General features: G+C 71.6%; 19 protein-coding genes. 11 read left to right on the top strand and 8 right to left on the bottom strand.

Going from position 1 to position 23,566, the window contains the following annotated elements:
* Positions 1-268: 268 nt before the first annotated feature.
* The 4 genes from AB0I91_RS35410 to AB0I91_RS35395 form a co-directional block, all read right to left on the bottom strand.
* Positions 269-1,192, bottom strand: coding sequence for a hypothetical protein (locus AB0I91_RS35410; RefSeq protein ID WP_499618697.1), 924 nt, complete (start codon positions 1,190-1,192; stop codon positions 269-271).
* 270 nt (positions 1,193-1,462) lie between these two features.
* Complete coding sequence (locus AB0I91_RS35405; protein WP_499640835.1) at positions 1,463-1,828, bottom strand: hypothetical protein; 366 nt, start codon at positions 1,826-1,828, stop codon at positions 1,463-1,465.
* Between the two features lie 109 nt (positions 1,829-1,937).
* A complete protein-coding gene (locus tag AB0I91_RS35400) occupies positions 1,938-2,684 on the bottom strand; it encodes a SigB/SigF/SigG family RNA polymerase sigma factor (protein ID WP_230566250.1) in 747 nt (248 codons plus the stop codon).
* Complete coding sequence (locus AB0I91_RS35395) at positions 2,681-3,043, bottom strand: ATP-binding protein (RefSeq protein ID WP_498783419.1); 363 nt, start codon at positions 3,041-3,043, stop codon at positions 2,681-2,683. The genes AB0I91_RS35400 and AB0I91_RS35395 overlap by 4 nt, the downstream gene beginning before the upstream one ends.
* 211 nt (positions 3,044-3,254) lie before the next feature.
* Between AB0I91_RS35395 and AB0I91_RS35390 the strand changes: the two genes are divergently transcribed.
* From AB0I91_RS35390 to AB0I91_RS35375, 4 genes are read left to right on the top strand one after another with little or no spacing between them, the layout of a single operon-like run.
* Complete coding sequence (locus tag AB0I91_RS35390) at positions 3,255-4,040, top strand: ABC transporter ATP-binding protein (protein ID WP_498783421.1); 786 nt, start codon at positions 3,255-3,257, stop codon at positions 4,038-4,040.
* Positions 4,037-4,855, top strand: coding sequence for an ABC transporter ATP-binding protein (locus AB0I91_RS35385; RefSeq protein ID WP_498783423.1), 819 nt, complete (start codon positions 4,037-4,039; stop codon positions 4,853-4,855). Before AB0I91_RS35390 ends, AB0I91_RS35385 begins: the two co-directional genes overlap by 4 nt.
* Positions 4,852-6,705, top strand: a complete 1,854-nt coding sequence (locus AB0I91_RS35380; protein WP_499640833.1) for an AMP-dependent synthetase/ligase — start codon at positions 4,852-4,854, stop codon at positions 6,703-6,705. Before AB0I91_RS35385 ends, AB0I91_RS35380 begins: the two co-directional genes overlap by 4 nt.
* A complete protein-coding gene (locus AB0I91_RS35375) occupies positions 6,702-7,589 on the top strand; it encodes a branched-chain amino acid ABC transporter permease (protein WP_498783427.1) in 888 nt (295 codons plus the stop codon). Before AB0I91_RS35380 ends, AB0I91_RS35375 begins: the two co-directional genes overlap by 4 nt.
* Before the next feature lie 54 nt (positions 7,590-7,643).
* On the opposite strand, the gene AB0I91_RS35370 is transcribed toward AB0I91_RS35375, so the two are convergent.
* Positions 7,644-8,852, bottom strand: a complete 1,209-nt coding sequence (locus tag AB0I91_RS35370; RefSeq protein ID WP_499618689.1) for an RNA-guided endonuclease InsQ/TnpB family protein — start codon at positions 8,850-8,852, stop codon at positions 7,644-7,646.
* Positions 8,853-8,941: 89 nt separating this feature from the next.
* On the opposite strand from AB0I91_RS35370, the gene AB0I91_RS35365 reads away from it, so the two are divergent.
* The 4 genes from AB0I91_RS35365 to AB0I91_RS35350 all read left to right on the top strand — a co-directional run bounded on the left by AB0I91_RS35365 (position 8,942) and on the right by AB0I91_RS35350 (position 15,497).
* Entirely contained in the window at positions 8,942-10,042 is a 1,101-nt protein-coding gene (locus tag AB0I91_RS35365; protein WP_499618687.1) for a branched-chain amino acid ABC transporter permease, read from the top strand.
* Positions 10,043-10,055: 13 nt separating this feature from the next.
* Positions 10,056-11,348: an ABC transporter substrate-binding protein gene (locus tag AB0I91_RS35360; protein WP_498783433.1), complete on the top strand. Its 1,293-nt coding sequence runs from the start codon at positions 10,056-10,058 to the stop codon at positions 11,346-11,348.
* A gap of 163 nt (positions 11,349-11,511) precedes the next feature.
* Complete coding sequence (locus AB0I91_RS35355) at positions 11,512-15,054, top strand: DUF8616 domain-containing protein (RefSeq protein WP_499640831.1); 3,543 nt, start codon at positions 11,512-11,514, stop codon at positions 15,052-15,054.
* 11 nt (positions 15,055-15,065) lie between these two features.
* Entirely contained in the window at positions 15,066-15,497 is a 432-nt protein-coding gene (locus AB0I91_RS35350) for a hypothetical protein (RefSeq protein WP_499640829.1), read from the top strand.
* A gap of 19 nt (positions 15,498-15,516) precedes the next feature.
* On the opposite strand, the gene AB0I91_RS35345 is transcribed toward AB0I91_RS35350, so the two are convergent.
* Complete coding sequence (locus AB0I91_RS35345) at positions 15,517-16,182, bottom strand: NPCBM/NEW2 domain-containing protein (RefSeq protein ID WP_499640827.1); 666 nt, start codon at positions 16,180-16,182, stop codon at positions 15,517-15,519.
* A gap of 311 nt (positions 16,183-16,493) precedes the next feature.
* Here AB0I91_RS35345 and AB0I91_RS35340 point away from each other — a divergent pair, with 311 nt between their 5' ends.
* Complete coding sequence (locus AB0I91_RS35340) at positions 16,494-17,498, top strand: radical SAM protein (protein ID WP_498783850.1); 1,005 nt, start codon at positions 16,494-16,496, stop codon at positions 17,496-17,498.
* 10 nt (positions 17,499-17,508) lie between these two features.
* On the opposite strand, the gene AB0I91_RS35335 is transcribed toward AB0I91_RS35340, so the two are convergent.
* Positions 17,509-18,492 (bottom strand): PHP domain-containing protein, encoded by a 984-nt coding sequence (locus AB0I91_RS35335; RefSeq protein WP_499619083.1) that lies wholly within the window; start codon positions 18,490-18,492, stop codon positions 17,509-17,511.
* A 358-nt stretch (positions 18,493-18,850) separates the two neighbouring features.
* On the opposite strand from AB0I91_RS35335, the gene AB0I91_RS35330 reads away from it, so the two are divergent.
* The gene (locus tag AB0I91_RS35330; protein WP_499640825.1) at positions 18,851-19,219 is read left to right on the top strand and encodes a hypothetical protein; all 369 of its coding nucleotides are present in this window, start codon (positions 18,851-18,853) and stop codon (positions 19,217-19,219) included.
* Positions 19,220-19,247: 28 nt separating this feature from the next.
* On the opposite strand, the gene AB0I91_RS35325 is transcribed toward AB0I91_RS35330, so the two are convergent.
* Positions 19,248-20,441 carry a serine hydrolase domain-containing protein gene (locus tag AB0I91_RS35325; protein ID WP_499640823.1) on the bottom strand — a complete coding sequence of 398 codons (1,194 nt, stop codon included), beginning with the start codon at positions 20,439-20,441 and terminating at the stop codon, positions 19,248-19,250.
* A 114-nt stretch (positions 20,442-20,555) separates the two neighbouring features.
* Between AB0I91_RS35325 and AB0I91_RS35320 the strand changes: the two genes are divergently transcribed.
* Positions 20,556-23,360 (top strand): ATP-binding protein, encoded by a 2,805-nt coding sequence (locus AB0I91_RS35320; protein WP_499619089.1) that lies wholly within the window; start codon positions 20,556-20,558, stop codon positions 23,358-23,360.
* The last annotated feature ends 206 nt before the right edge of the window (positions 23,361-23,566 follow it).

Here is a 23,566-nt window from a genome sequence, read left to right as displayed (position 1 = left end):
CGCCGCCCCATCCACCACCGTCCATCACCATCCGCCGACCGCCCAACCCGCCCCACCGCAATCGCCGGCCACCGCGACACCCGCCACCGACATCGCTGGCCCGCGGGCGTCACCGATCCGCGAGCATCACCGGTCTCCGGGCATCACCGGTCTGCGGGCATCACCGGTCCGCGACCATCGCCGGCAAACGGGCGTCATCGGCCGGCGGCATTGCCCGTCACCGCATCGCCGGCCGAGCCGGCCACCGGTCGGGCAGTAGTGGACGACGTCACTCGCGGAGCAGGGCGCCGACGTCTTCGTGCAGCCGAACCGCGCCGCCGACGAGCACGATCTCGGCCCCGCACTCGACCGCCCGCAACGGCAGCACCTCGTCGGCCCGCCCGTCGTCGACCTGCTGCGAGCCGACGAGCGTGTCGGTGAGCAGGAGGGTGTCGACCCGACCCTCGGCCAGTGCCTGCCGGACCGCGACCAGTCCGTGCACCGCGCGTCCGGTGAGCCGCGTGGACTCGTCGCGGAACCGTTCGACCACTGCCCGTCGGGCGTCCTGGTTCGCCCGCCCGGCCAGGTGCAGCACGGCGCGATCGGGTGGCCCCTCGACCTCGACCACCAGGTGGTGGTAGCGGGTCGGCAGGGCTACCCGCAGTGAGCGCCGCCCGGCCAGCGGCCCGGCCAGCACCAGCAGCGGCGCACCCAGCAGGTCGACCAGGCTGGCCGCTTCCTCGGCGACGTCGGCCAACTCCTCGGCGTCCAGGCGTCGTCCGGGACGTCGCGCGCCCACCGTCGCCACCGCCACCGGGCGGCCGGTCGGGTCGACGCCGCGCAGGTCCGCGCCGTGCTCGCCGACCTGGACGACCACGTGCGGCAGGAGGGGTTCGGACAGGTCGACCAGCGGCAGGATGTAGGGGAGCGGGCCGGTGCGGGCCGTGTAGCCGGTCGGTGGGACGGGGACGTACTGGTCGACCAGCACGCGTCCGCCGCCCACGATCAGGCCACGCCCGGCGAGGCCGCGCGGGGTCGTGCCGGACACGATCGCGTTGTGCGCCAACGCTACGAGGTAGGGGTCGGCGGCCATGGCTTGGAGCTGGTCGCGCATCGCCCGCCACCGAAGGTCCACGTGATCACCGACGTCGAGGTACACGGAGACGAACGGTCCTTCGACGTCGACCAGGTTTTGCAGACTCGCCGTGTGCATCGGTTCGGTCCTCCCCGTTCGGGTTACACGGGTGATACCCGAAAGGGGGTGGGTGCAACCGCGTCCACCGGCATCGGCACCGGCATCCGAACCGGCATCCGAACCGGCATCGGAACCGCCATCGGCATTGGCATCGGAAAGTGCGCCGATGATTGAGGAACGGTCCGCGATCGGTGCGGGGGAACGGTCATCGTGGACGGGGTGCCGACCGGTCTGCGAGCGGGTGCGGCGAAGGTGCGAGCGGGTGCGGTGAGGGAGGGGAGAGGGGGGTTAGTGGGAGCCGGTGGCGCGGCGGGCGCGTTGTTCGCACCACGCGCAGCCCTCCGCGACGCCCACGGAGGCGAAGCCGATCAGCAGGTGCACCGCGTTGCCGACGATCCCGGCGTCCATCGCCCCGCCCGGCGCACCCACCCCGAACGCGAACACGACCAGGTACACGACGCCCATCATCGAGCCGACCACCCGAGCCACCCGGGTCCGCACGGACGCCACGCCGAGCACCCCGCCGGTCACCAGGTGCAGCACCGCCAACCTCGGCTCGGACCGCACGAGGTCCACCACGCCCCACGCGACCAGCAGCACGCCCAGGATCAGGGCTGCCCGCTGCGGCCACGCCAGGGTCACCGGGCCTGCCACCACTGCGACCACCCCATCCCGTCCAGACCGAGCGCCGGCCGAGCCTCGACCGAGCTTCGACGGAAGACCCGGCCGAAGACCCGAACGAAGCCCTCACCGCGCACGAGCGCTACTCATCATCGAGCAACGAGCGCAACCGGGCCAAGGACCGGCTCAGCAGTCGCGAGACGTGCATCTGCGACACGCCGACCGAGTCCGCGATCTGGCTCTGCGTCATGCCCCGGAAGAACCGCAGCACCACGATCCGCCTCTCCCGCTTGGGCAGCCCGCGGAGCATCGGGTCCAACGCGTGGTGCAGCTCGACGACCTCCAACGCCGGATCGTCGCTGATCAGGCGTTCGGCGTAGTTCAGCTCCTCGCTGATCGACTGCTCGTCCAACGACAGCAGGTGGTACGCCGACGTCGCGTGCAGCCCTTCGTAGACCTGGTCCACCCCGATGCCGAGGTGCCTGGCGACCTCGCTGGGCGTCGGCGTGCGCCCCGACACGCGCGACAGCTCCACCCGCGCCGTGTCGATGGCGACGCACAACTCCTTCAACCGCCGCGGCACGCGCAGCGCCCACCCCTGGTCGCGCAGGTACCGCCGCACCTCGCCGGTGATGGTCGGCACGGCGAACGCCAGGAAGTCGATACCGCGCGTGACGTCGAACCGGTCCACCGCGTTGATCAGCCCGACCGCCGCCACCTGCCGCAGGTCCTCCACCGACTCCCCGCGCTCGGCGAACCGGTCGGCGATGTGCCTGGCCATCGGCAGGTGCTCGGTGACCAGCCGGTCACGCAGCCGCTGGTAGCGCTCGCCGTCCCGCTCCGCCTCCGCCAGCTCGTGGAACAGCGGCTGGTAGTCCACCGCGTTCATGCCCGGCACCTCAGCTCGACCCGCAACCGGCCCTCCCCGTCGACCCAGGTGGCTACCGCGTCGGTCACGGAGCTGACAACCCGCCAGTACAACGAGTCATGATCGGGGACGGTGACGGCCGATGACCGGACCTCCGCCCGGAAGCGCACGGAATCACCTTCCCGGGCGAACCGGCACCGCAGCACGGCCGCGGGGTCCAGGGTCCGGGAGATCAACGCGCTGCACGCCTCGTCGACGGCGATGACCAGGTCGACGGCCAGCTCGGGCGTGCGCCTGGCGATCGCGCCGGCGACCGCGCGGATGACCGAGAGGTGGGCGGGCCTGGCCGCCACCCTGAGCTCCACCTCCGAGGCGTCCATGCGCGGCGAACGCTCCTCACATCCCTGGTCGCGGACGCCGGGGGCATACCCACGGACCCCTCCCGCTACACCCGTCCACACAGGACTGAGCAACAGAATCGTGAAAGCCGAACATGCCGTGGGCTGGTTCATCACGGTTTGCGAACAGCGGTAGGTAACCCTGTGATCGGAGTCATACTGATCGCCTCCCCGACATCCCCGGAGGCGCCTGGTGCTCGAGGCGAACAACCTTGAGGTGGTCTACGACGACGTGATGTTGGTGCTGCGCGGCGTGAGCCTGAAGGTCCCGGAAGGGCGGATCGTCGCCCTGCTGGGCGCGAACGGAGCGGGCAAGACGACGCTGCTGCGAGCGCTGTCCGGCCTGCTCGACGTGCACGACGGCAAGGTCACCCGCGGCCGGATCACCCTGGACGGCGATCCGATCCACCGCGCCTCGCCGTCGCGCATCGCGTCGCTCGGCGTGAAGCAGGCGCTGGAGGGCAGGCGCATCCTGGCCGAGCTGTCGGTCGAGGAGAACCTGCGCATCGGCGGGCACAGCAGGCCGCGCGGCGTCAAGCAGAACCTGGACCGGATGTACGAGTTGTTCCCCAGGTTGCGCGAACGGCGGCGGCAGAGCGCCGGCTACCTGTCCGGTGGCGAGCAGCAGATGCTCTCGATCGGCCGGGCGCTGATGTCCGAGCCGCGCTACCTGCTGCTCGACGAGCCGAGCCTCGGCCTGGCCCCGCTCATGGTCCAGCAGATCCGCGACCTCATCGTGAAGATCAACGCGGCGGGCACGACCGTGCTGCTGGTCGAGCAGAACGCGACCATGGCGCTGTCCATCGCCGACCACGGCTACGTGCTGGAGACCGGCAAGGTCGTGATGGACAAGCCGGCGGCCGCGCTGCTGGCCGACGAGGACGTGCGCGAGTTCTACCTGGGCCTGCGCGCCGAGGGCGCCGCGCGGTCGTTCCGCGACGTGAAGCACTACAAGCGGCGGAAGCGGTGGTTGTCGTGAAGCCCGAAGACCGGAGCGCCGAAGCCGGGAGGAACGTGCTCGACGTGCGGGACGTGCGGCTGGCGTTCGACGGCGTCACCGCCGTGGACGGCGTGTCGTTCCACGTCGCCGCGGGCGAGCTGTTCGCCATCATCGGACCCAACGGCGCGGGCAAGACGTCGATCTTCAACGTGCTGTCGGGCGTGTACCGGCCGCAGCAGGGCTCGGTCCTGTTCGAGGGCGAGGAGGTGCTGGGCAGGCGCCCGCACAAGGTCGCCGCCATGGGCATCGCCCGCACGTTCCAGAACATCGAGCTGTTCGCCCACCTGACCGTGGTGGAGAACCTGATGCTGGGCAGGCACAACCACATGCGGTACGGGGCGCTGGCCGCGTTCGCGTGGGTCGGCCGGGCCCGGCGCGAGGAGCTGGCCAACCGGGAGGCGGTCGAGGAGGTCATCGACTTCCTCGAGCTGGAGCAGTGGCGACGCCTGCCGGTCGGCCTGCTGCCGTACGGCGTGCAGAAGCGCGTGGAGCTCGGGCGCGCGCTGGCGATGGAGCCGAAGGTGCTGCTGCTGGACGAGCCGGTCGCGGGCATGAACGTCGAGGAGACCGAGGACATGGCGCGGTTCGTGCTCGACGTCCGCGACGAGCTCGGCATCGCGATGGTCATGGTCGAGCACGACATGGGCCTGGTGATGGACCTCGCCGACCGGGTGATGGTGCTGGACTTCGGCAAGCCGATCCGCACCGGCACGCCCGCCGAGGTGCAGCAGGACCCGGACGTGGTGCGCGCCTACCTCGGCGAGGCGCACCAGAACGCGGGAGGTGCGGCATGACGACGGCCACGACCACCGGGCTCACCACCGTGGTGACCCGCGTCCGCGACCGCGCGGCCCGCACGCCGGACGCGGTGGCGTTGCGGGCCAAGGACTTCGGCATCTGGCGCGAGGTGACCTGGGCGGGGTACTGGGCGCAGGTCGAGCTGGTCGGCCACGCCCTGCTGGCGCTCGGCGTCGACGCGGGCGACCGGGTCGCGATCGGGTCGGAGAACCGCCGCGAGTGGCTCTACACCGACCTCGGCGCGGCGGCCGTGCGCGCGGTCACCGTGGGCCTGTACCCGACGAACCCGGCCGCCGAGGTCGCGTACCTGCTCTCGCACTCCGCCACCCGCGTGCTCATCGCCGAGGACCAGGAGCAGGTGGACAAGGCGCTGGCCGTGCTGGACGCCCTGCCCGACCTGGAACGCATCGTCTACATCGAGCCGCGCGGCATCCGGCACCGCTACGACAACCCGAAGCTGCTGTCGTGGGACGACTTCCTGGCCATGGGCGCGGAGCACCGGGAGCAGAACCCGGACGCGGTCGCGCGCCGGATGCGCGAGGTCGAGCCGGACGACGTGATGACGTTGATCTACACCTCGGGCACGACCGGGCCGCCCAAGGGCGCGATGCTGACCGTGGCCAACGTGGAGTTCGCCGTCCAGTCGCTGGTCGAGGGCGGCGGGTTCACCGAGCCGCCGCCGTCGCCGAAGGACGTCACGCTGTCGTACCTGCCGCTGTGCCACGTCGCCGAACGCATCTTCACCACGTGGTTCAGCGCGTCGGCCGGGGTGCAGGTGCACTTCGCCGAGTCCATCGAGACGGTGCAGGCGAACCTGCGCGAGGTGCAGCCGACGATCCTGTTCGGCGTGCCCCGCATCTGGGAGAAGGTGTTGGCGGCCATCACGATCAGCGCGTCCAGCGCCACCTGGCTCAAGCGGGCGACCACCCGGTTCTGGCTGCGCGTGGCCGACGGCCTCGGCGAGCAGTTGGTGCGCACCGGCGGCAGGCACACGTTCGGCACGCGGCTCAAGTACGGCATCGGCTGGCTGTTGTGCTTCCGCGCGCTGAAGGCGCGGATCGGGTTGCGGCACGTCCGGTACGCGGCCTCGGGCGCCGCGCCCATCTCGCCGCAGGTGCTGCGGTTCTTCATGGGCATCGGCGTGCCGATGCACGAGGTGTACGGCATGACCGAGAACAGCGCCGTCGCCACCGGCAACCGGCCCGGCCGGGTGAAGCTCGGCACGGTCGGCGAGCCGCACCCCGGCGTGGAGCTGCGCATCGCCGACGACGGCGAGATCCAGACCAGGCACGCGGGCGTGTTCGCGGGCTACTGGCGCGACGAGGAGGCCACCCGGCGGGCGATGACCCCGGACGGCTGGCTGCGCACCGGCGACGTCGGCGAGTGGGTCGACGGCACGCACGTGCGGATCACCGACCGGATGAAGGACATCATCATCACCGCGGGCGGCAAGAACGTGGCGCCGTCGGAGGTCGAGAACGCGCTGAAGTCCTCGCCGTACATCAAGGAGGCGGTCGTGCTCGGCGACCGGCGCCCGTACCTGGTGGCGTTGATCGGCATCGAGTACGACACCGTCGGCCACTGGGCCAGGCAGCGCCGCCTCGCCTACACCACCTACCGCGACCTCGCGGAGAAGGACGAGGTGCGCGAGTTGGTGCAGGGCATCGTGACCGAGGTCAACGGGCGGTTCGCCACCGTGGAGCAGGTCAAGAAGTTCCGCATGCTGCCCAAGGAGCTCGACCACGAGGACGGCGAGCTGACCGCGACGCAGAAGGTGAAGCGGTCGGCGCTGGCCAAGGTGTTCGGCGAGCTCGTCGACGACATGTACGCCGGGGGGCGCGGATGACCGAGTTCCTGCAATCGCTGATCCGCGGCCTCGGCTCCGGGTCGATCTACGCGCTGCTGGCGCTGGGCTTCGTCATCATCTACAAGTCCACCAGGGTGATCAGCTTCGCCCAGCCGGCGTTCATGCTGGCGGGCGCGGTGCTGGTCAGCTACCTGGCCGCGGAGGTCGGGTTCTTCGCGGCCGTGCCGATCGCGGCGGTGCTGATCGCCGTGCTGGCGCTGGGCGTGGAGCGGACCGTGCTGCGGCCGATGATCGGCAAGCCGGTGTTCGTGGTCGCGATCATCACCATCGGCGTGGACGTGGTGGTGCGCGTGGTGACCAACGCGTTCATCGGGCTGGACGTTCGGCAGGTCGGCGACCCGTGGGGCCTGTCGACGGTGACGCTGCTCGGCGTCGAGGTGCAGCAGCGGTACCTGGTCATGTTCGGCACGACGGTGGCCGTGGTCGCGGTGCTGTTCGCGTTCTTCCGGTTCTCCCGGGTGGGCCTGGCGATGCGCGCGGTGGCCTACGACCAGGAGGTCGCGCTGGCGCAGGGCATCTCGGTCGGCTCGGTGTTCGCGCTGTCGTGGGCGATCGCGGGCGGGCTGGCCGCGCTGGCCGGGGTGTTCGTGGCCACCGGCGCGGGCGTGGACCAGCAGCTGTGGGTGATCGCGCTGAAGGCGTTGCCGGCGATCATCCTCGGCGGGCTCGACTCGCTGGGCGGCGCGGTCGTCGGCGGGCTGGCGGTCGGGGTCGTGGAGTCGCTGGTCGGCACCTACCAAGGTGACGTGGCGCCGTGGCTCGGGCCGAACTTCGCGCTGGTCGCGCCGTACGTGCTGATGCTGGTCGTGCTGCTGGTGCGGCCCTACGGGCTGTTCGGCAGCAAGGAGGTGGAGCGGCTTTGACTTCCTCCCAGCCCCGGAAGGTGGGAGCCCGACGCGCTTCGCAGCGCGTTGCGCTTATGCGCTGCACCTCGCGGTGCCGGCTTCCTGGTTCACAGCCGATCGCGGAAGGGAGGGCCCTTGCCGTCTGACATCAGCTCCGCAGGCATCACCCGAGTCTCCCCGGGCTACGGCTCGACCAGCCGCAAGGATGTTCTTCGCCGCGTTGTGGTCCCGATCGTGTCGGGTGCGGCAGTCCGGGCACGTCCAGTGCCGGACGGAGAGGTTCAGCTCGGCGAGCAGGTGTCCGCACGCGGAGCAGGTCTTGCTCGACGGGTACCAGCGGTCGATCACCACGAGGACGCGCCCCGCGCGTGCCGCTTTGTACTCGAGTTGACGGCGGAACTCTCCCCAACCCGCGTCGGAGATGGCGCGGGCCAGCCGACGGTTGCGCACCATGTTCCCGACAGCCAGGTCTTCGATCGCGACGAGATCCGCCGAGCGGACCAGGTTCGTGCTGGTTCGGTGCAGAAAGTCGTACCTGGCGTCGCGGACCTTCCGATGCGCGCGGGCTACTTTCGCCTTGGCCTTGCACCGGTTGTTCGAACCGCGTCGGCAGCGAGCCAGCCTGCGCTGGTGGCGGGCCAGGTTCCGGGCTTTGCGCTCCACGTGACGAGGGTTGGCGACGCGGTCGCCATCACTGGTCACGAGAAAGGTCTTCAGCCCGAGGTCGACACCGATCTGGTGACCGGCGGCCGCCCTTGGTTCGGGGTCCTCGGTGTCGATGGCGAAGGTCACGTACCAGCGGCCGTCCGGCTCACGGGACACCACGACCGTCGTGGGGTTCAGCGCGGCGAAGTCGACTTCGTCGAAGGACCAGACGAACTCCAGCGGGGCAGCGGTCTTGGCCAGCCACAGCCGTCCGTCTCGAATCCGGAACGCGGAGCGGGTGTAGTGGGCGGACTGGCGGCCGGTGCGGGACTTGAACCTCGGATATCTCGCTCGGCCGGCGAAGAAGCTCTGGAACGCCGCGTGCTGGTGGCGAAGTGCCTGCTGCAGCGGAACCGAGGACACCTCGGACAGAAATGCGAGGTCTTCGGTGCGCTTCCAGCCAGTCAGCGCCGCGTCGGTCTCCTTGTACGACGTCCGCTTGCCCTCGGCGAGATCGCGCCACCGGCGTACGGCGAGTGTCTTGTTCCACACCAGGCGCACGCAGCCGAACGTGCGGTTGAGCACGACCGTCTGTTCGGCGTCCGGATGGGCCCGTACACGGTACGCCGTTCGCACGAAGATCAGCCTATCCGAGGAGATGTGATGAGTGGGGCTGTGGCCGGTTGGCTTACGTCCTTCGGGTGGCGCTCTCGGAGGAGGCCGCTGTGAAGGGTCGTCCGGAGCTTTACACCTCCTACGCGCAGGACATGGCGTTCCTCAACACGCGCCCCAAGCGGACGTGGACGGGGGCGTTGGTGGTGGTGGCGCTGCTGGTGCCGTTCGCCATCACCGACGACCTGCTGATGCTGCTGGCCACGGGGTTCGTGGCGGCGATCGGCGCGATCGGGCTGAACATCGTGACCGGGTACGCCGGTCAGGTGTCGCTCGGGCACGCGTTCTTCCTGGCCATCGGCGCGTACACGGGCGCGGCGCTCTCCGGTGACCCGGACGGCCGGGTGCTCGGGTTCGGCGTGACGTCGCTGCCCGTGTGGCTGCTGGCGTCCGGGCTGGTGGCGGGGCTGGCGGGGCTGATCGTGGCGCCGATCGCGGTCCGGCTGCGCGGGCTGTACCTGGCGATCGTGACGCTGGGGCTGGTGTTCCTCGGCGAGCACGTCTTCCGCGAGTGGACGTCGTTGACCGGCGGCCCGGGCGTGGGTCGGCCGGCGGCGGTGCCGGAGCTGTTCGGCGTGCGGCTGGACCGGCCGTCGGAGTTCTTCAGCGGGCCGCAGCAGCTGTACCTGCTGATGTTCGTGCTGCTGGTGATCTTCGCCGTGCTGGCGCGCAACCTGGTGCGGTCGCGGATCGGGCGGGCGTTCGCCGCGGTGCGCGACCGCGACCTCGCGGCGGCCGTGATCGGCGTCGACCTGACCCGGTACAAGGCGCTGGCGTTCGCCGTGTCGTCGTTCTACGCCGGTGTCGCGGGCTCGTTGCTGTTCGTGGTCAACGGGTTCTTCGACCCCGGCTCGTTCGGCCTGCTGCTGTCGGTGCAGTACATCGCGATGGTGCTCATCGGCGGCGCGGGGACCATCTCCGGCGCGATCATGGGCGCGCTGTTCATCACGCTGCTGCCGCGCATCACCCGGGAGCTCCCGACGGTGCTGCCGTTCATCAGCGCGGACGCGACCGGTGCGGTCACGGTGTTCCAGGTCGAGGCGGTCCTCTACGGGCTGCTGATCGTGGTGTTCCTGATCGTGGAGCCACGTGGCCTGTTCGGTATCTGGGTGCGCGTGCGCAACTACTGGCGCACCTGGCCTTTCTCGTACTGAAAGGGTGGATGGGATGGCAAGTCACAGAGCGGTGCTCGCGGTGCTCTCCGTGGTGGCGCTGGCCGCCGTCGCGTGTCGCGGCGGCGACGGCGCGGCCCCGCAGGAGGGCAAGGGCGGTATCAAGGTCGACTTCGGCGTGACCAGCGAGCCGTGCCCGGACACCGGTCACAGTGACCGGGGCTGCATCTACCTCGGGTCGATCTCCGACCTGACCGAAGGGCCGTTCAAGACGCTCGCGGTGCCGATCACGGAGTCGCAGAAGGCGTTCTGGAAGCGCGTCAACGACAAGGGCGGCATCGGCGGCTACGACGTCGACGTGACCACGTACGTCAAGGACAACAAGTACAACCCGCAGATCCACAACCAGGTGTACCAGGAGATGAAGGGCAAGATCCTGGCCCTGGCGCAGACCCTGGGCTCGCCGACGACCGCGGCGATCCTGCCCGACCTGGAGAGCACGCAGATGGTCAGCGTGCCGGCGTCGTGGACGTCGCTGTGGGGCGTGGAGGAGGTCGTCCTGGAGTCGGGCGCGAACTACTGCGTCGAGTCGATGAACTCGGTCGACTACGCGGTGGACGAGCTCGGCGCGAAGAGCGTGATGGCCGTGCACCTGCCCGGTGACTACGGCGACGACGCGGCGGCGGGCGCGAAGATCGCGGCGGAGAAGCGCGGCGTGACCTTCGCCAACGCGGTCACCCAGACCGGCCAGGACAACCAGGGCGGCGCGATCGACGCGGTGCTGGCGAACAAGCCGGACGTGGTCATCCTCACCACCGGGCCGACCGACGCGGCGGTGATCATCGGCCAGACGGCGGCGCGCGGGTTCAAGGGCAAGTTCATCGGCACGTCGCCGACCTGGAACCAGGGCCTGATGCAGAGCCCGGCGGCGCCCGCGATCAAGGCGCTGTACCTGCAGTCCGCGCCGTGGAAGTCGTGGGCGACGGACTCGCCGGGGCACAAGGCGCTGCGCGAGGCCCTGCCGAGCGTGACGCCGAACGACGGCTACACGTCCGGGTGGGTGTGGTCGTACCCGTTGAAGGCGGCGCTGGAGAAGGCGGCTTCGAACAAGGACCTGACCAGGGCCGGTGTGCTCGCGGCCGTGCGGCAGCTGAACTCGGTGGACTACGAGGGCATGCTGCCCCAGGGCGCGGGCAACTTCGCGGGCAACTCGAACGACGCCACGTTCCGGCAGACGTTGATCTACAAGCCGGACGAGCAGGCGGCGACCGGGGTCGGGCTGGTGGAGGACTTCTTCACCGGGCCGACGGCGAAGGACTTCAAGTTCGAGAAGCCCTGCTACGCCTGACCTCCCCCGACGCGCCCCGGCCGCTGCTCCTCGCGGCCGGGGCGCGTTGTCCATTGTGGACATATTGCGCCGATCGGGTCACGTCGGCGTGATGCGGAACCCGTCGTTGCCGGTGTGCGTCAGTCTGGGCGTCGACGCCTGACGGACGACGGGGGGTCGCGCCGTGACGGAGCAGAACGACCTGGTGGTGCAGCCCGACGCGGAGCCGGGTGGGACCTTCAACGCCGGCACCGGTGACAACGGGTGGATGACCGGTATTTCCATCGCGGAGTCGGCGATGGACACGTTCAACGGGATCAAGGACGGCAACTGGGTCGAGGCCGGCCTGGGCATGGTGGGGTTGGCGGCGGACGCGGCGGCGATGGCGATCGACCCGTTCGGCACGTTGCTGTCGTCGGCGGCGTCGTTCCTGATGGAGCACGTGCAGCCGCTCAAGGAGATGCTGGACTGGCTGGCCGGGAACCCGCCGGTGATCGAGTCGTACTCGGCGACGTGGGGGAAGGTCGCCGAGGAGCTGGGGAAGGTCGCCGAGGAGTACGCGTCCGGGGTGCAGCGGGGCACCGAGGGGTGGACGGGTGCGGCGGCGGAGACCTACCTCGCGAACTCGAAGGCGCACGGTGACGCGCTGACGGGCGCGGCGTCGGCGGCGGGGACCGTGGGCACGGTCGTCGGCATGATGGGCATGGTCGTGGGGTTCGTGCGCGAGGTGGTGCGCGACCTGATCGCGGACCTGGTGGGCAAGCTCATCGCGTGGGTGTTGGAAGCGGTGTTCTCGCTGGGGTTCGGCACGCCGGTGATCGTGGCGCAGGCGGTGACCGCGATCTCGAAGTGGGCCGCGAAGATCGCCAAGATCATCCAGGACCTGCTGGACACGATCAAGAAGGTCTCGCCGATGCTCAAGCGTCTGGTCGAGGTCTTCGAGAAGATCATGAAGGTGGTCGGCAAGCTGGCCGGCAAGGTCACGGGGCTGGACGTGCTCAGTCCGAGCAACATCAAGCCGGGTGGTTTCCTGCAAACCGGCAAGGCCGACATCGACACCCCGTCCGGGACCGGTCGTGGGAACGGGGACTCGTCCTCCTCCCCGGACTCGGGCACGCCTGATTCCGGCACGCCTGATTCGGGCACACCTGACTCCGACGCCCCGGGCTCCACCACCCTCGGATCGACCACCCCCGGATCAACCACACCTGGATCGACCACACCTGGTTCGGACTTACCGACGCCAGACCGCCCTCGCGACAGCACCTCGACGTCGAGCACGGCTCCAACGGTCGACCCGCCGACGTCCCGTCCGACCCGCGGCGACCCTGCCGACCTGCCCACCACCGCACCGCGTCCAGGTCGTGACCCGAACAGCCCGGACACGGATGTCCCCCGTGGCGGGACACCACCTCCCGGCCCGTCCACCACGCCGCGTGGTGCGCCGGTCGGCGAGCACCGGGGCGGTCCGATGGGCCAGCCGGGCCCGACCCCGTCCGGTGGCGGTTCTCCTGGAGCCGGTTCTCCGGGTGGCGGCAGCGCTGGTGGTGGTTCACCGAGCACACCGGCACCGTCGCGGCTCGACGAGACGTCCGCGGCCAGGGCCGCGTCCCCGGAAGCCCCGAGCCGACCGGGACCACCGAGCCCGAACCCCACGAGCCCGAACCCCACCGCACCCGGCGGCAACCCGACGGTCGCGCCAACCGGGCAACCCACACCCGGCGGGATGCCGGGCAGCGCTCCCGGAAGTGGCGGCGCACCGGGTGGCGGTGGCGCCAGGCCGGGCGGCGGTGGCGGCTGGACGGGAACCCCGGGCAGCCGGGGCGACCTGGGCTCCGGCGTGCCTCCGGCCCGAACCCCGGACGGCCCCCGACCGTCATCCTTCGGCCCGTCCAGCACTTCGGCACCACCCTCTCACCACGCCGGACCACCCCACGCCGGACCGCCCCACGCAGGCCCACCTCACGCAGGCCCACCTCACGCGGTCCCGCCTCATCCCGGCCCGGGAACCCCTTCCCGCACCGGTCCGGCCCACACCACCCCTTCGCAGGCTGGGCCACCGCACCCGAACCCGCCGCGGAACGGGCCTGCGAATCCCTACGCGCCGCACTCCCCAAACGCGCCGCACTCCCCAAACGCACCGCACTCCCCAAACGCACCGCACTCCCCAAACGCACCGCACGCGCCGCACTCGCCGAACAACCCGCCGAGCCCGCCGCACCAGCGTCCCGGCAGCCCGGACTTCACCCGCCCCCGCGGCGACGGCCCGCTGCCGCACACCCCGAACCGGCCGATGGACGGCCCACCACCCCAGCGGCACCCCGACACCCAGACACCCGACCCCCGCCGCGACCCCGACGGAATCCCCGCCCAGCGCCGCGATCCGGAAGCGTGGTCACCGCCCCACCGCGACCCCGACCCGGACAGCCCTCACAGCCCTGATGGCGACCGGCCGGACATCGACGAGGCGCACGCCCGGCACGGTGAGACCACCCCCGCCGGTATCTCGCACCACCGGGGCGACAACGACATGGGCGACCTGCCCCACCGCGTCCCACCCGACCCCCGCTACTTCACCGCCGACGTCCACATCACCCCCGACGGCCGAGCCCGCATCGGCAACCACACCTACACCCCCGAGCAGTACGGCGACCTCCTACGCCGCAACGGCTGGGACGGCACAACCCCCATCCGCCTCATCGGCTGCGACGCCGGCACCAACGACTTCGCCAACCGCCTCTCCCGCCACACCAACGCCGACGTCCTCGCCCCCACCAAACCCGCCTGGACCGACACCAACGGCCGCGTCTACACCAGCGACGCCACCACCGGCCCCGACGGCAACCGCCAACCCAAAATCCCACCCAACGGCGAATGGCACACCCACCACCCCGACGGCACCACCACCAGAGCGAGCGACGACGGCTACGTCCCCGGCACGCCCGACAGCCACCGCACCGGCCACACCGACGCCGACGGTGCGGCTGACCGCGGCCGGCGAGGTCTGTACGACCAGCAGAAGTGGGGCGACAACCCCGCTACCGGCAACCCGTGGACACCGGATGAGATCGACGCGGTCCGCCGGCAGCTGATGGACGTCAATGACACCAACCGCATGCGGCGCGAGCTCGACCGCCTGGGCCTCGACGTCGACCCGGCGACCATCAGGTCGATCAAGAAGTACCTGTTCGACAGCCCCGGCATCGCGATGAGCCACGACAACTACTCGGCGTGGCGCAGGCTCACGTCGGGGCGTGGCTCGGTGATGGACGCGCAGTTCATCGCGCACGAGGCGGCCGAACAGCGACGACTGCGGGAGATCGGCAACCGCACCGGGTTCGACCACCTCGGTCGCAACTACGACGACATGTCGACGGCTCAGCGGGCCACGTGGCGCTCGGACCACGACAGGGCCTACCTGGAGGCGCACCGGGGAGCGTTGGAAGAGGAGTACGACTTCCTCGCGCGCAAGGTCGAGGAGCTGACCAATGGCCAGGTGCCGATGTCGAGGTCGTTGGCCGCGGTCGCCGACCGGAGGGCGGAGGGTCGTGACCACATGATGGTCGACGGCGTCCGCATGGCCGACCACTCGAACTACCCGCGCTGGCAGGAGCGGGCGGAGAGCCGGGTCGAGATCGGCAGTAGGGTGGCCGCGAAGCTCGGCCTGCCGTCCGATGCGCGCATAGCGGACGTCGTCGAGGCGGTCCGGCGCTATCGGGCCGACTGAGGGGAACGCGCATGGTCGCCAAGGACGAGATAGCCGAGATCATCGACATCCTGAAATCGCCCGACGCACACCGCCGCACCACCATGCTGGGGGTGCTGGCGCAGGAACCCAGCGGCGACCCACGCCTGCTGGCCGTCGTGGGGGAACTGCTGGCCGATGACACGCCGGACCTGATCAGCATCCCCATGCTGTTCGGCGAGGTCCGCTGGGTCGCCGCGCACGCGCTCGCCGCCGAACGGCGCGCCGCCGCCGTGCCCACGCCCGTGGAACTCCAGGGCGTTCCCCGACCACTGACCTCGGACGAGTTGTCGCGGCTGGTGGACGAGTCCGGTCTGCCGCGCAAGGGCGGCGTGGACGGGATGCTGGCGTCGTTCGCCGCACTGCGCGAACGCGGCCTGCTGCCGGTGAGCGACCTGCGGCTGGCGGTCGAGCCGGACGGATGAGCGTGACCCGGCCCGACCGCTAGCCGGCCGGGGTCAGGGCCGGGTCGGCCCAGACGCCCACGCGTTCCGGGCCCGGGCAGTCGTCCGGGCGGTCCGCGGTCGACTCGACGCCGATGGTCAGCAGGCGCGCCCCGGTGACGGGGAGGTCCACCGGTTGCGGGGTGGGGCCGGTGTTCGCGAGTTCGGTCGCGCGGTGGTCGTCGAGCAGGACGTAGAAGTCGAGTTCTTTCGTCGCCAATGAATCGTCGGCGATCGCGACCTGGGCGGTGAAGCGGTCGTATTTGCCGTCCAGCGCGAATGTCAGCTGGGCGGACGAGCACCAGGCGCCGGTGGCGGAAACGGATTTGGTGTAGGTCACCTTCCGCACCTTTGCGGGAGCGGCCGTCCACGGGCTCTCCACGTACATGTCGTCGATCGAGCTGCTGTCGACCGGCGGCAGGTCGGAGAGCCAGACGGCGCCCGGTCTCGCCGCGGCGACGCTCTCCGTGGTCGTGGAAGTGCTGGTCGGACGCCCGGCCTGCGGTGATGTGGTCGGCAGGGCGGCGGCGGTGGTGGCGGGTTCGGCGTCGAACGTGCTGCCGATCGCGATCCCCAGCGCCAGCACGGCCACACCACCGGCCGACAGCCAGAGCGCCGGTCCCGGTTTGCGGCGCACGTGAGCGGTGTTCAAGTCCTGGTCATCCATGTCGGCGACCCCTTCAGGTCCAAGACGTGAGCCGAACTCGGGATAATGCCGGGTAATGCCTCGACCGGCGCAGCACGCTAACACCGAATCGGTCGGCACGCGTCGAGAACGTCAATTCGAGTGGTTTCGCGAGTTGTCCGCACAATTGCGGCGGTGGTTCGGAATGCGTCCCGCTCCGGGTGGTGGGACGGCGTCGACGGGATGCCCGGGGGGAGGGGGACGAACCGCGTGAGCCGGCGTGTTGCCGGTTCGACGTATCACCGCGCCCCGTGCGTGCTCCATAGGGATATCGAGCATCGCGGGAGGGTGGAATGGGCCAGACGAGTGGCCGGGCGGTCCTGCAGGTCCACCCGACCAGGTTGTGCAACCTGCGCTGCCTGCACTGCTACTCCAGCTCGGGCCCGGACGTCGCCGAGTCCATCCCGATCTCCGTGCTGTCGGCGGTGGTCCGTGACGCGGCCGCGCTCGGCTACGACGTGCTGAACGTTTCCGGTGGTGAGCCGTTCCTGTACCCGGAACTGCCCGCGCTCCTGCGCGCCGCCCGCGCGGCCGGGATGCGCACGACCGTCACCACGAACGCGGTCGCGCTGACGCAGCGCCGCATCGGCCTGGTGCGCGGGCTGGTCGACCTGGTGGCCGTGTCGCTGGACGGCGACCGCGCCACGCACGACCGGATCCGTGATCGGGAAGGGTGCTTCGAGAAGGCCCTGGCGGGCATCCGCCGGCTCACCGAGGTCGGCCTCCCGGTCGGCGTGGTCACCACGTTGACCCAGGGGAATGCCACCCAACTGGGTGAAGTCGCACTGGCTGCGGTCCAGTCGGGCGCTCTCCTGCTCCAGGTTCACCCGTTGGAGCCGGAAGGGGCCGCGAACCGGTTGATGGCCGGCGAACGCCCGGACGCCGTCGAGCTGGCGTACGCGGCGGTGGAGCTGGGCCGCATCGCCGAGGAGCACGGCCTGGCCGTCCAGCTCGACGCCGTGCCGCGCACCATGCTGGCTCGCGAACCGGAGGCGTTCATGGCCGCGCCGGTCGACGACGGGCAACCCCTCGGCCGCTGGCTGACCCCGCTGGTGATCGAGGCGAACGGCGCGGCGGTGCCGGTGTCCTACGGCTTCGACCGCCGCTACGGCCTGGGCAACGTCCAGACCAGGCCGCTGGCGGAGCTGGCCCGCTACTGGGACGCGGCACCGTTCCTCGCCCTGTGCCGCGCCACGTGGCAACGCCTGGTCGAAGGCCCGACCGGGCCCCTGATCCCCTGGTACGGCCACCTGGTCCGCGCGTCGAGGGCCCAACGCCCGGCGACGGCGGGTCGCTGACGGGACGCGGTCAGCGGGACAGGAGCTCCGCGGCCTCCAGCGTGTTGATCACCCGGTCGGGCGTCACGCCGCACTCCTCGGCACGCTCGCAGCCGAACGACAGCCAGTCCAGCTGCCCCGGCGCGTGCGCGTCGCTGTCGATCGCGAACGAGCACCCCAGCTCGACCGCCAGCCGCAGCAGCCTGCCCGGCGGGTCGCGGCGCTCCGGCCGCGAGTTGATCTCCACCGCCGTGCGGTGCTCGACGCACGCCGAGAACACCGCCTCCGCGTCGAACGTCGACTCCGGCCGCCCCTTGCCGACCACCAGCCGTCCCGTGCAGTGCCCCAGCACGTCGACGTGCGGGTTGGACACGGCGGCCACCATCCGCCGCGTCATCTCCGGCGCCGCCATCCGCAGCTTCGAGTGCACGCTGGCGACCACGAGGTCGAGCCGCTCCAGCAGCTCGGGCCGCTGGTCGAGCGCGCCGTCGTCCAGGATGTCCACCTCGATGCCGGTCAGGATCCGGAACGGCGCCAGCTCGGCGTTCAGCTCCGCCACCACGTCCAGCTGCGCGAGCAGCCGGTCGGCGGACAGCCCGTTGGCCACGGTGAGCCGGGGCGAGTGGTCGGTCAGCACCATCCACGAGTGCCCGAGGCCGCGCGCCGTCTCGGCCATCTCGCGGATCGGGCTGCCGCCGTCGGACCAGTCGGAGTGCGTGTGGCAGTCGCCCTTCAGCAGCGCCCGCAGCGCCTGCCCGCCCACCACCGGCTCGCGGAACCGGCTCAGGTAGTCCGGCTCGCGCCCGGCGACGGCGTCGGTGATCACCCCGGCGGTGGCCTTGCCGATGCCGGGCAGGTCGGTCAACGTGCCCGCCGCGACCCGCCGCTCCACCTCGCCGTCCGGCAACGCCGCCAGCACCTCCGCCGCCTTGCGGAACGCCCGGACGCGGTAGGTCGGTTCACCCGCGCGCTCGAGCTGGAACGCCACCTGTCGCAGTGCCCACAGCGGATCCACACCTCATTGTCTACCCCGACCGGCGCGGTGGTGCGCGTCAACGTCCTCGACCCGGCGGCGGTGCGCGAGAAGACCTTGCGGCCGAACGCGCGCGGAACCGGGGATGTCCGCCAGGTCCCCACGTGCCGGCACGGTCGGGTCGCGACGCAGGCCCAGCAAGGGCGACCTCACCTCGCGGGCGATCCTCGACACCGCCGAACGGTGCTGGTGGCGATGATCGAGCGGGCCTTCCTGAGCCGTTCCCGGTCCCGGTCCGCGGCCCGGGACCGCGAGCCGGTCGACACCCTGACGTGCGTCTGGCTCCGTTCGGTCTACAGCGTCGGGTCGTAGGCCCTCGGGTTTCGAACAGCTCTGGTCCATGATCGCACTGCTGGAGCCGGTCGACGAAGCGGCGTTGGAGGACCCCGGCGATGACGAGGACCTCCAGCGCCGGGCTCGTGCCCGCACGCACCTCGTGGAAGTGGCCGCGTTGCTGCCCGAGGAGGCGTTGGCGCCCTATCGCGGGCACCTGGCCGACGGCTGGTACACCGATGCGTTCGGGGCCCTGGTGGCCGCGGTTCGCGAGCACGGTTTGCCCGACGACGGCTGGCGTGGGCTGGAAGCCGTCGCGGAGCGGCTGTACCTGTACGAGTGGTTGGACGACATCGGGGACGACCCGGAGACGCGGCAGGACTGGCCGGAGCTGGAGGGGTTCCTGGACGCCGTCCGCCACCTCCGCGCCCGCTGACGCGCCCGCTGGACTGCCGGGTGACCCGTCAGCGGAACCAGAGGCCGTTGGGGGCCTGGCGGTAGCCGATGGCGCGGTACGTGGCGTCCACAAGGGACTGTCCGCGCGCGTTGACGCCCAGGCCCGGCCCCATCTTCGTCATCGCGTACCCGAACGACAGGCGCGCGCCGGGATCGGCGAAGCCCAGCGAGCCGCCCATCCCGGAGTGCCCGAACGCGTCCTCCGACATCAGCACGCCGCGCTCCACGGCGGGCAGGCGCAGGTTGCCGACGGCCTTCATGAACCCGAGCGAGAACCGGGTCGGCGCGAGCAGCATCTCGTCGAACCCGGCCGACTCGATCCCCGACATCACCGGGAGCTGCGCCTCGTCCACCAGCCGCACCCCGTTGTACTCGCCGCCCGAGGCGAGCGGCCGGTACATCTGGGCCAGGCCGCGCGCGTTGCTCATCCCGCCGACGGCGCCGTACTGCGCCGCGTGCGCCGCCGGGGTGTTCGACGCCGCGACGTAGCCGCCGGTGTTGCCCAGCAGCAGCCCCTGCATCGACTCGGGCTCGGACAGCCCGATCACGTACATGCCCGGCAGCGGCTCGCCGCGCCCGGCGGGCACGGTCGGCGCGACCAGCGGCTCCAGGTCGTCGGGCAACGTCAGCCAGAAGTCCAGCCCCAGCGGACCGGAGACCTCCTTCTCGAAGAACTCGGCCAGCGCCAGACCGGACACCCGCCGGATCACCTCGCCGATCAGGTGCCCGAACGTCAACGCGTGGTAGCCGTGCCGCGTGCCGGGCGCCCAGAACGGCTCCTGCCGCGCCAGCAGGCCCGTCATCAGCTCCCAGTCGAGCATGCCGCCCGGCGGCACGGGCTCCCGCACGGCGGTCAACCCCGCCTGGTGCGACAGGAGGTGCCGCACGAGCGTGTCCGCCTTGCCGTTCTGCCCGAACTCCGGCCAGTACCGGACGACGGGCGCGTCGAGGTCCAGCTCGCCCCGTGTCGCGAGCACGTGCGCGCACAACGCGGTCGCGCCCTTGGTGCACGACCACACGTGCGTGATCGTGTCCTCGGTCCACGCCCGACCGCCCGCGTCGCCGCCCCACAGGTCGACCACGGTCTCGCCGTCGAGCGTCACGTGCACGCCACCGCCGAGCTCGCCGCGGTCGGCGAAGTTGCGTTCGAACTCGGCGCGGACCTCGGCGAACTCGTCGGCGCAGGTGCCCTCGACCGTCATGGACCCTCCAGGTGCGGTTGTCTGCCGCCATGCCACCACCGTGAGCCACGCCACGTGAGTAGGGATTCCTCAGTGGGTAGGGTGGTGGCCGCTCCGACGGCGGGAGGTCGCCTGTTGTCGTCTTTCGTCGGCCGGTCCTTCTTCGGCCGGGAGGCCGAGTTGGCGGCCGTGTTCGACGCGGTCGAGCGCGTGCCCGCGGCCGGGTTGGTGGCTGTCGTCGTGTCGGGCGAGCCCGGGATCGGCAAGTCCAGCCTGTTGGCCGAGGTGGGTCGCCGGCTGCGTGACCGGGGGTGCGCGGTGGCCGCCGCCGAGTCGGACGACGTGAGCAGGCGGATCCCCTACGCGGCGGTGGCCACGGCGTTGCGGTCGGTGGCGGTCGGGCCGGGCGGTGCGGGCTCGCGTGAGGTGCGCGCCGCGGTGGATGCGTTGGAGCTGACGTCTGCGCCCGACGCCACCTGGTTCGGCCGGTCGTGCGAGGTGGTCGCGCGGGCGCTGGCCGGGCTCACCGCCGAACGGCCCGCCGCCCTCGTGCTGGACGACGTCGACCAGGTGGACGACGACTCGCTGGCCATGCTCGCGGTGGTGCTGCGCCGGGTCACGGCCGCGCCGCTGGTGCTGATCACGGCGGTGCGCGAGCACCACCGCAACCCCGGCGTGGAGGAACTGCTCGACCGGCTCGAACGGCACGCCGACGTGGCGCGCGTGCGGCTGGCGCCGTTGAGCGGCGGTGACGTGGCGCGGATCGTGGAGACCGTGCTGGGCACGCCGGTGGACGACGGCCTCGCGCACGAGGTCCACCAGCGGGCGGACGGCAACCCGTTCTTCGCGGTCGAGATCGCCCGGTCGCTGCGCGAGCTGGACCTGGTCGCGGTCGACGGCAACCGGGCCCGGCTCACCGTGTCGCCGACCGCGATCCGGCTGACCAGGCGGGAGGCGGTGGTGCGGCGGGTCGCGCCGCTGGACCGGGACACCAGGGCCGTCGCCCGCGCGGTGTCGATCTTCCGGCGGGTGCGGCTCGACCAGATCGGGCTGCTCGCGCGGGTGTCGTCACTGCCGGAGGAGACGGTGGTGGACGCGTTCGACGGGCTGCTGAGGGCCCACATCGTGGTGCGGGACGAGGACCGGGGCTACCGGTTCTCGCACGCGCTGGTCGGTGAGGCGCTGTACCAGGAGATCGGGCCCGCCCAGCGCCGGCACCTGCACAGCCTGATCAGCGCCCGGCTGCTGGACGACCGGGCGCGCGGGCTGGCGGTCGACGAGATGGAGCTGGCCTGGCACCTGGCCGAGTCGGCGCCGCCGGGCGACCTGCGCGCGGTGCGGGTGATGGCGCAGGCCGCCGCGGCGAACCGCGCGACCGCGCCGGAGACGGCGGCGGCCCTGTGCGCGCGGGCGTTGGAGCTGCTGCCGGTGGCCGCGCCGGAACGGGCCGGGCTGCTGGCCTCGCAGTGCCGGGCGCTGGCACACGCGTCCCGGCCGGGTGCGGCGATCGGGCCCGGTCTGGCGGCGTTGGCGGCGCTGCCGGCGGGCGTGGAGCGGTCGCGGTGCGCGGTGGTGGTGCTGACCAGCATGTTCCTGGTCGGTCGGTTCGCCGAGGCGTTGCGGCTGGTGGACGCGGAGCTGGCGGCGGCGGAGGTGGCGGAGGGTGGCGCGCCGGCGGCGTTGCACGCGCAGCGGGCGTTGTTGCTGGTGTTCACCGGACGTCACGAGGAGGCGTTGGCCGCGGCCGAGCGGATCGAGGCCATGCCGCTGACGTCGGCGGCCGAGGGCGTGGTGGTGTTCGACCGGCTCGCGGTCGTCACGTCGATGCTGTTCCGGCACGACAAGACGGTCGACTACGCGAACCGGTCGCTGGCCGCGGCGGCCGGTCAGCCCGCGTTGGAGTTGCAGGCGTTGGCGGTGAGCGCGTCGACGGGCGCGTTGGCCGGTCTGGTGCACGACGCGTCGTGGCGGTTGCGGCGGGCGGAGGAGCTGCGGGAACGAGCGGGCGGCCACGCGTTCCGCGGCGAGCTGGAGATGGCGCGGGTGGCGCTGGACTGGTTCGGCGGTGAGTGGGACGCGTGTTTGGAACGGGTGGGTCGGGCCGCGGCGGAGCTGGAGTCGCGGCAGGAGCTGATGATGTTGGACGGGCTGCGCGCGATCGAGCTGGAGGTGCGGACCTGGCGGGGTGAGCTGGACGTGGCCGCGCGGTTGGCCGCGTTCGAGGTGCCGAACAGCCCGAACATGTCCCGGCTGCACGCGTTGGCGATGTCCGGGTACCTGGCGGCGCGGGGTGACGTGGAGGGCGCGCGGCGGGTGCTGGTGGAGGCGGTGGACGACGACGGGATGTCGGCGTACGGCTGCGAGTTGTTGGGCCGGTTGGTCGAGCTGGACCTGGCCGGTGGGCGGCTGGACGAGGCGAGGCGGGGGCTGGAGAGGCTGCGGGTGGTGGCGGGCGACCGGGTGGCGCCGTGGACCCGGACGACGGTGCGGCGGCTGGTCGGCGTGGTGGAGCGGGACGGTGCGGTGCTGCGTGAGGCGGTGCGCGAGGCGGAGGTCGGTGGGCTCGTGTTCGAGCGGGCACGGGGGCAGTTGGCGTTGGGGCTGGTGGACGGGGCGGCGGTGGACGAGCTGCTCGAGGCGTATGCGCTGTTCCAGCGGGTGGGTGCGCACGGGTTGCGCCGGCAGGCCGGCGGGCGGTTGAAGGAGCTGGGCGCGAAGGTGCCGCGGGCGCGGGGGCGGGCGCCGGGGGTGTTGACGGCGGCGGAGGAGAACGTCGCGCGGCTGGTGCAGCAGGGGATGCGCAACCGGGACATCGCGGCGGCGTTGCACTACAGCCCGCGGACGATCGAGGTGTACCTGTCGCGGATCTACGCGAAGTTGCGGGTGTCGTCGCGGTTGGAGTTGGCGCGGGTGCTGGACGGGGTGGACGGGCGCGCTTAGTTGTTGTGGAAGCCGCACTAACTCGGTGGTAACCCGGGAGGGTTGGGTTGGTGGCGTGGCGGGTGGGTCGGAGGTTCCCCCTTTCGGGGGTTCATGGCCTATGGGCCAGGTCCGGCTCGATTTGACATGGGGCCCTTACGGGCACCCCAGGCAGGCCGTAGCCGGCAGGCCCGGCGGGGAAAAGCGTCCCGCCAGGCCTGCCGGCT

Source organism: Actinosynnema sp. NPDC049800, from assembly GCF_040656635.1.
GTDB lineage: Bacteria > Actinomycetota > Actinomycetes > Mycobacteriales > Pseudonocardiaceae > Actinosynnema.
The sequence above is the reverse complement of the archived record's forward strand: the minus strand, read 5'-3'. Positions and strand labels throughout refer to the sequence as shown.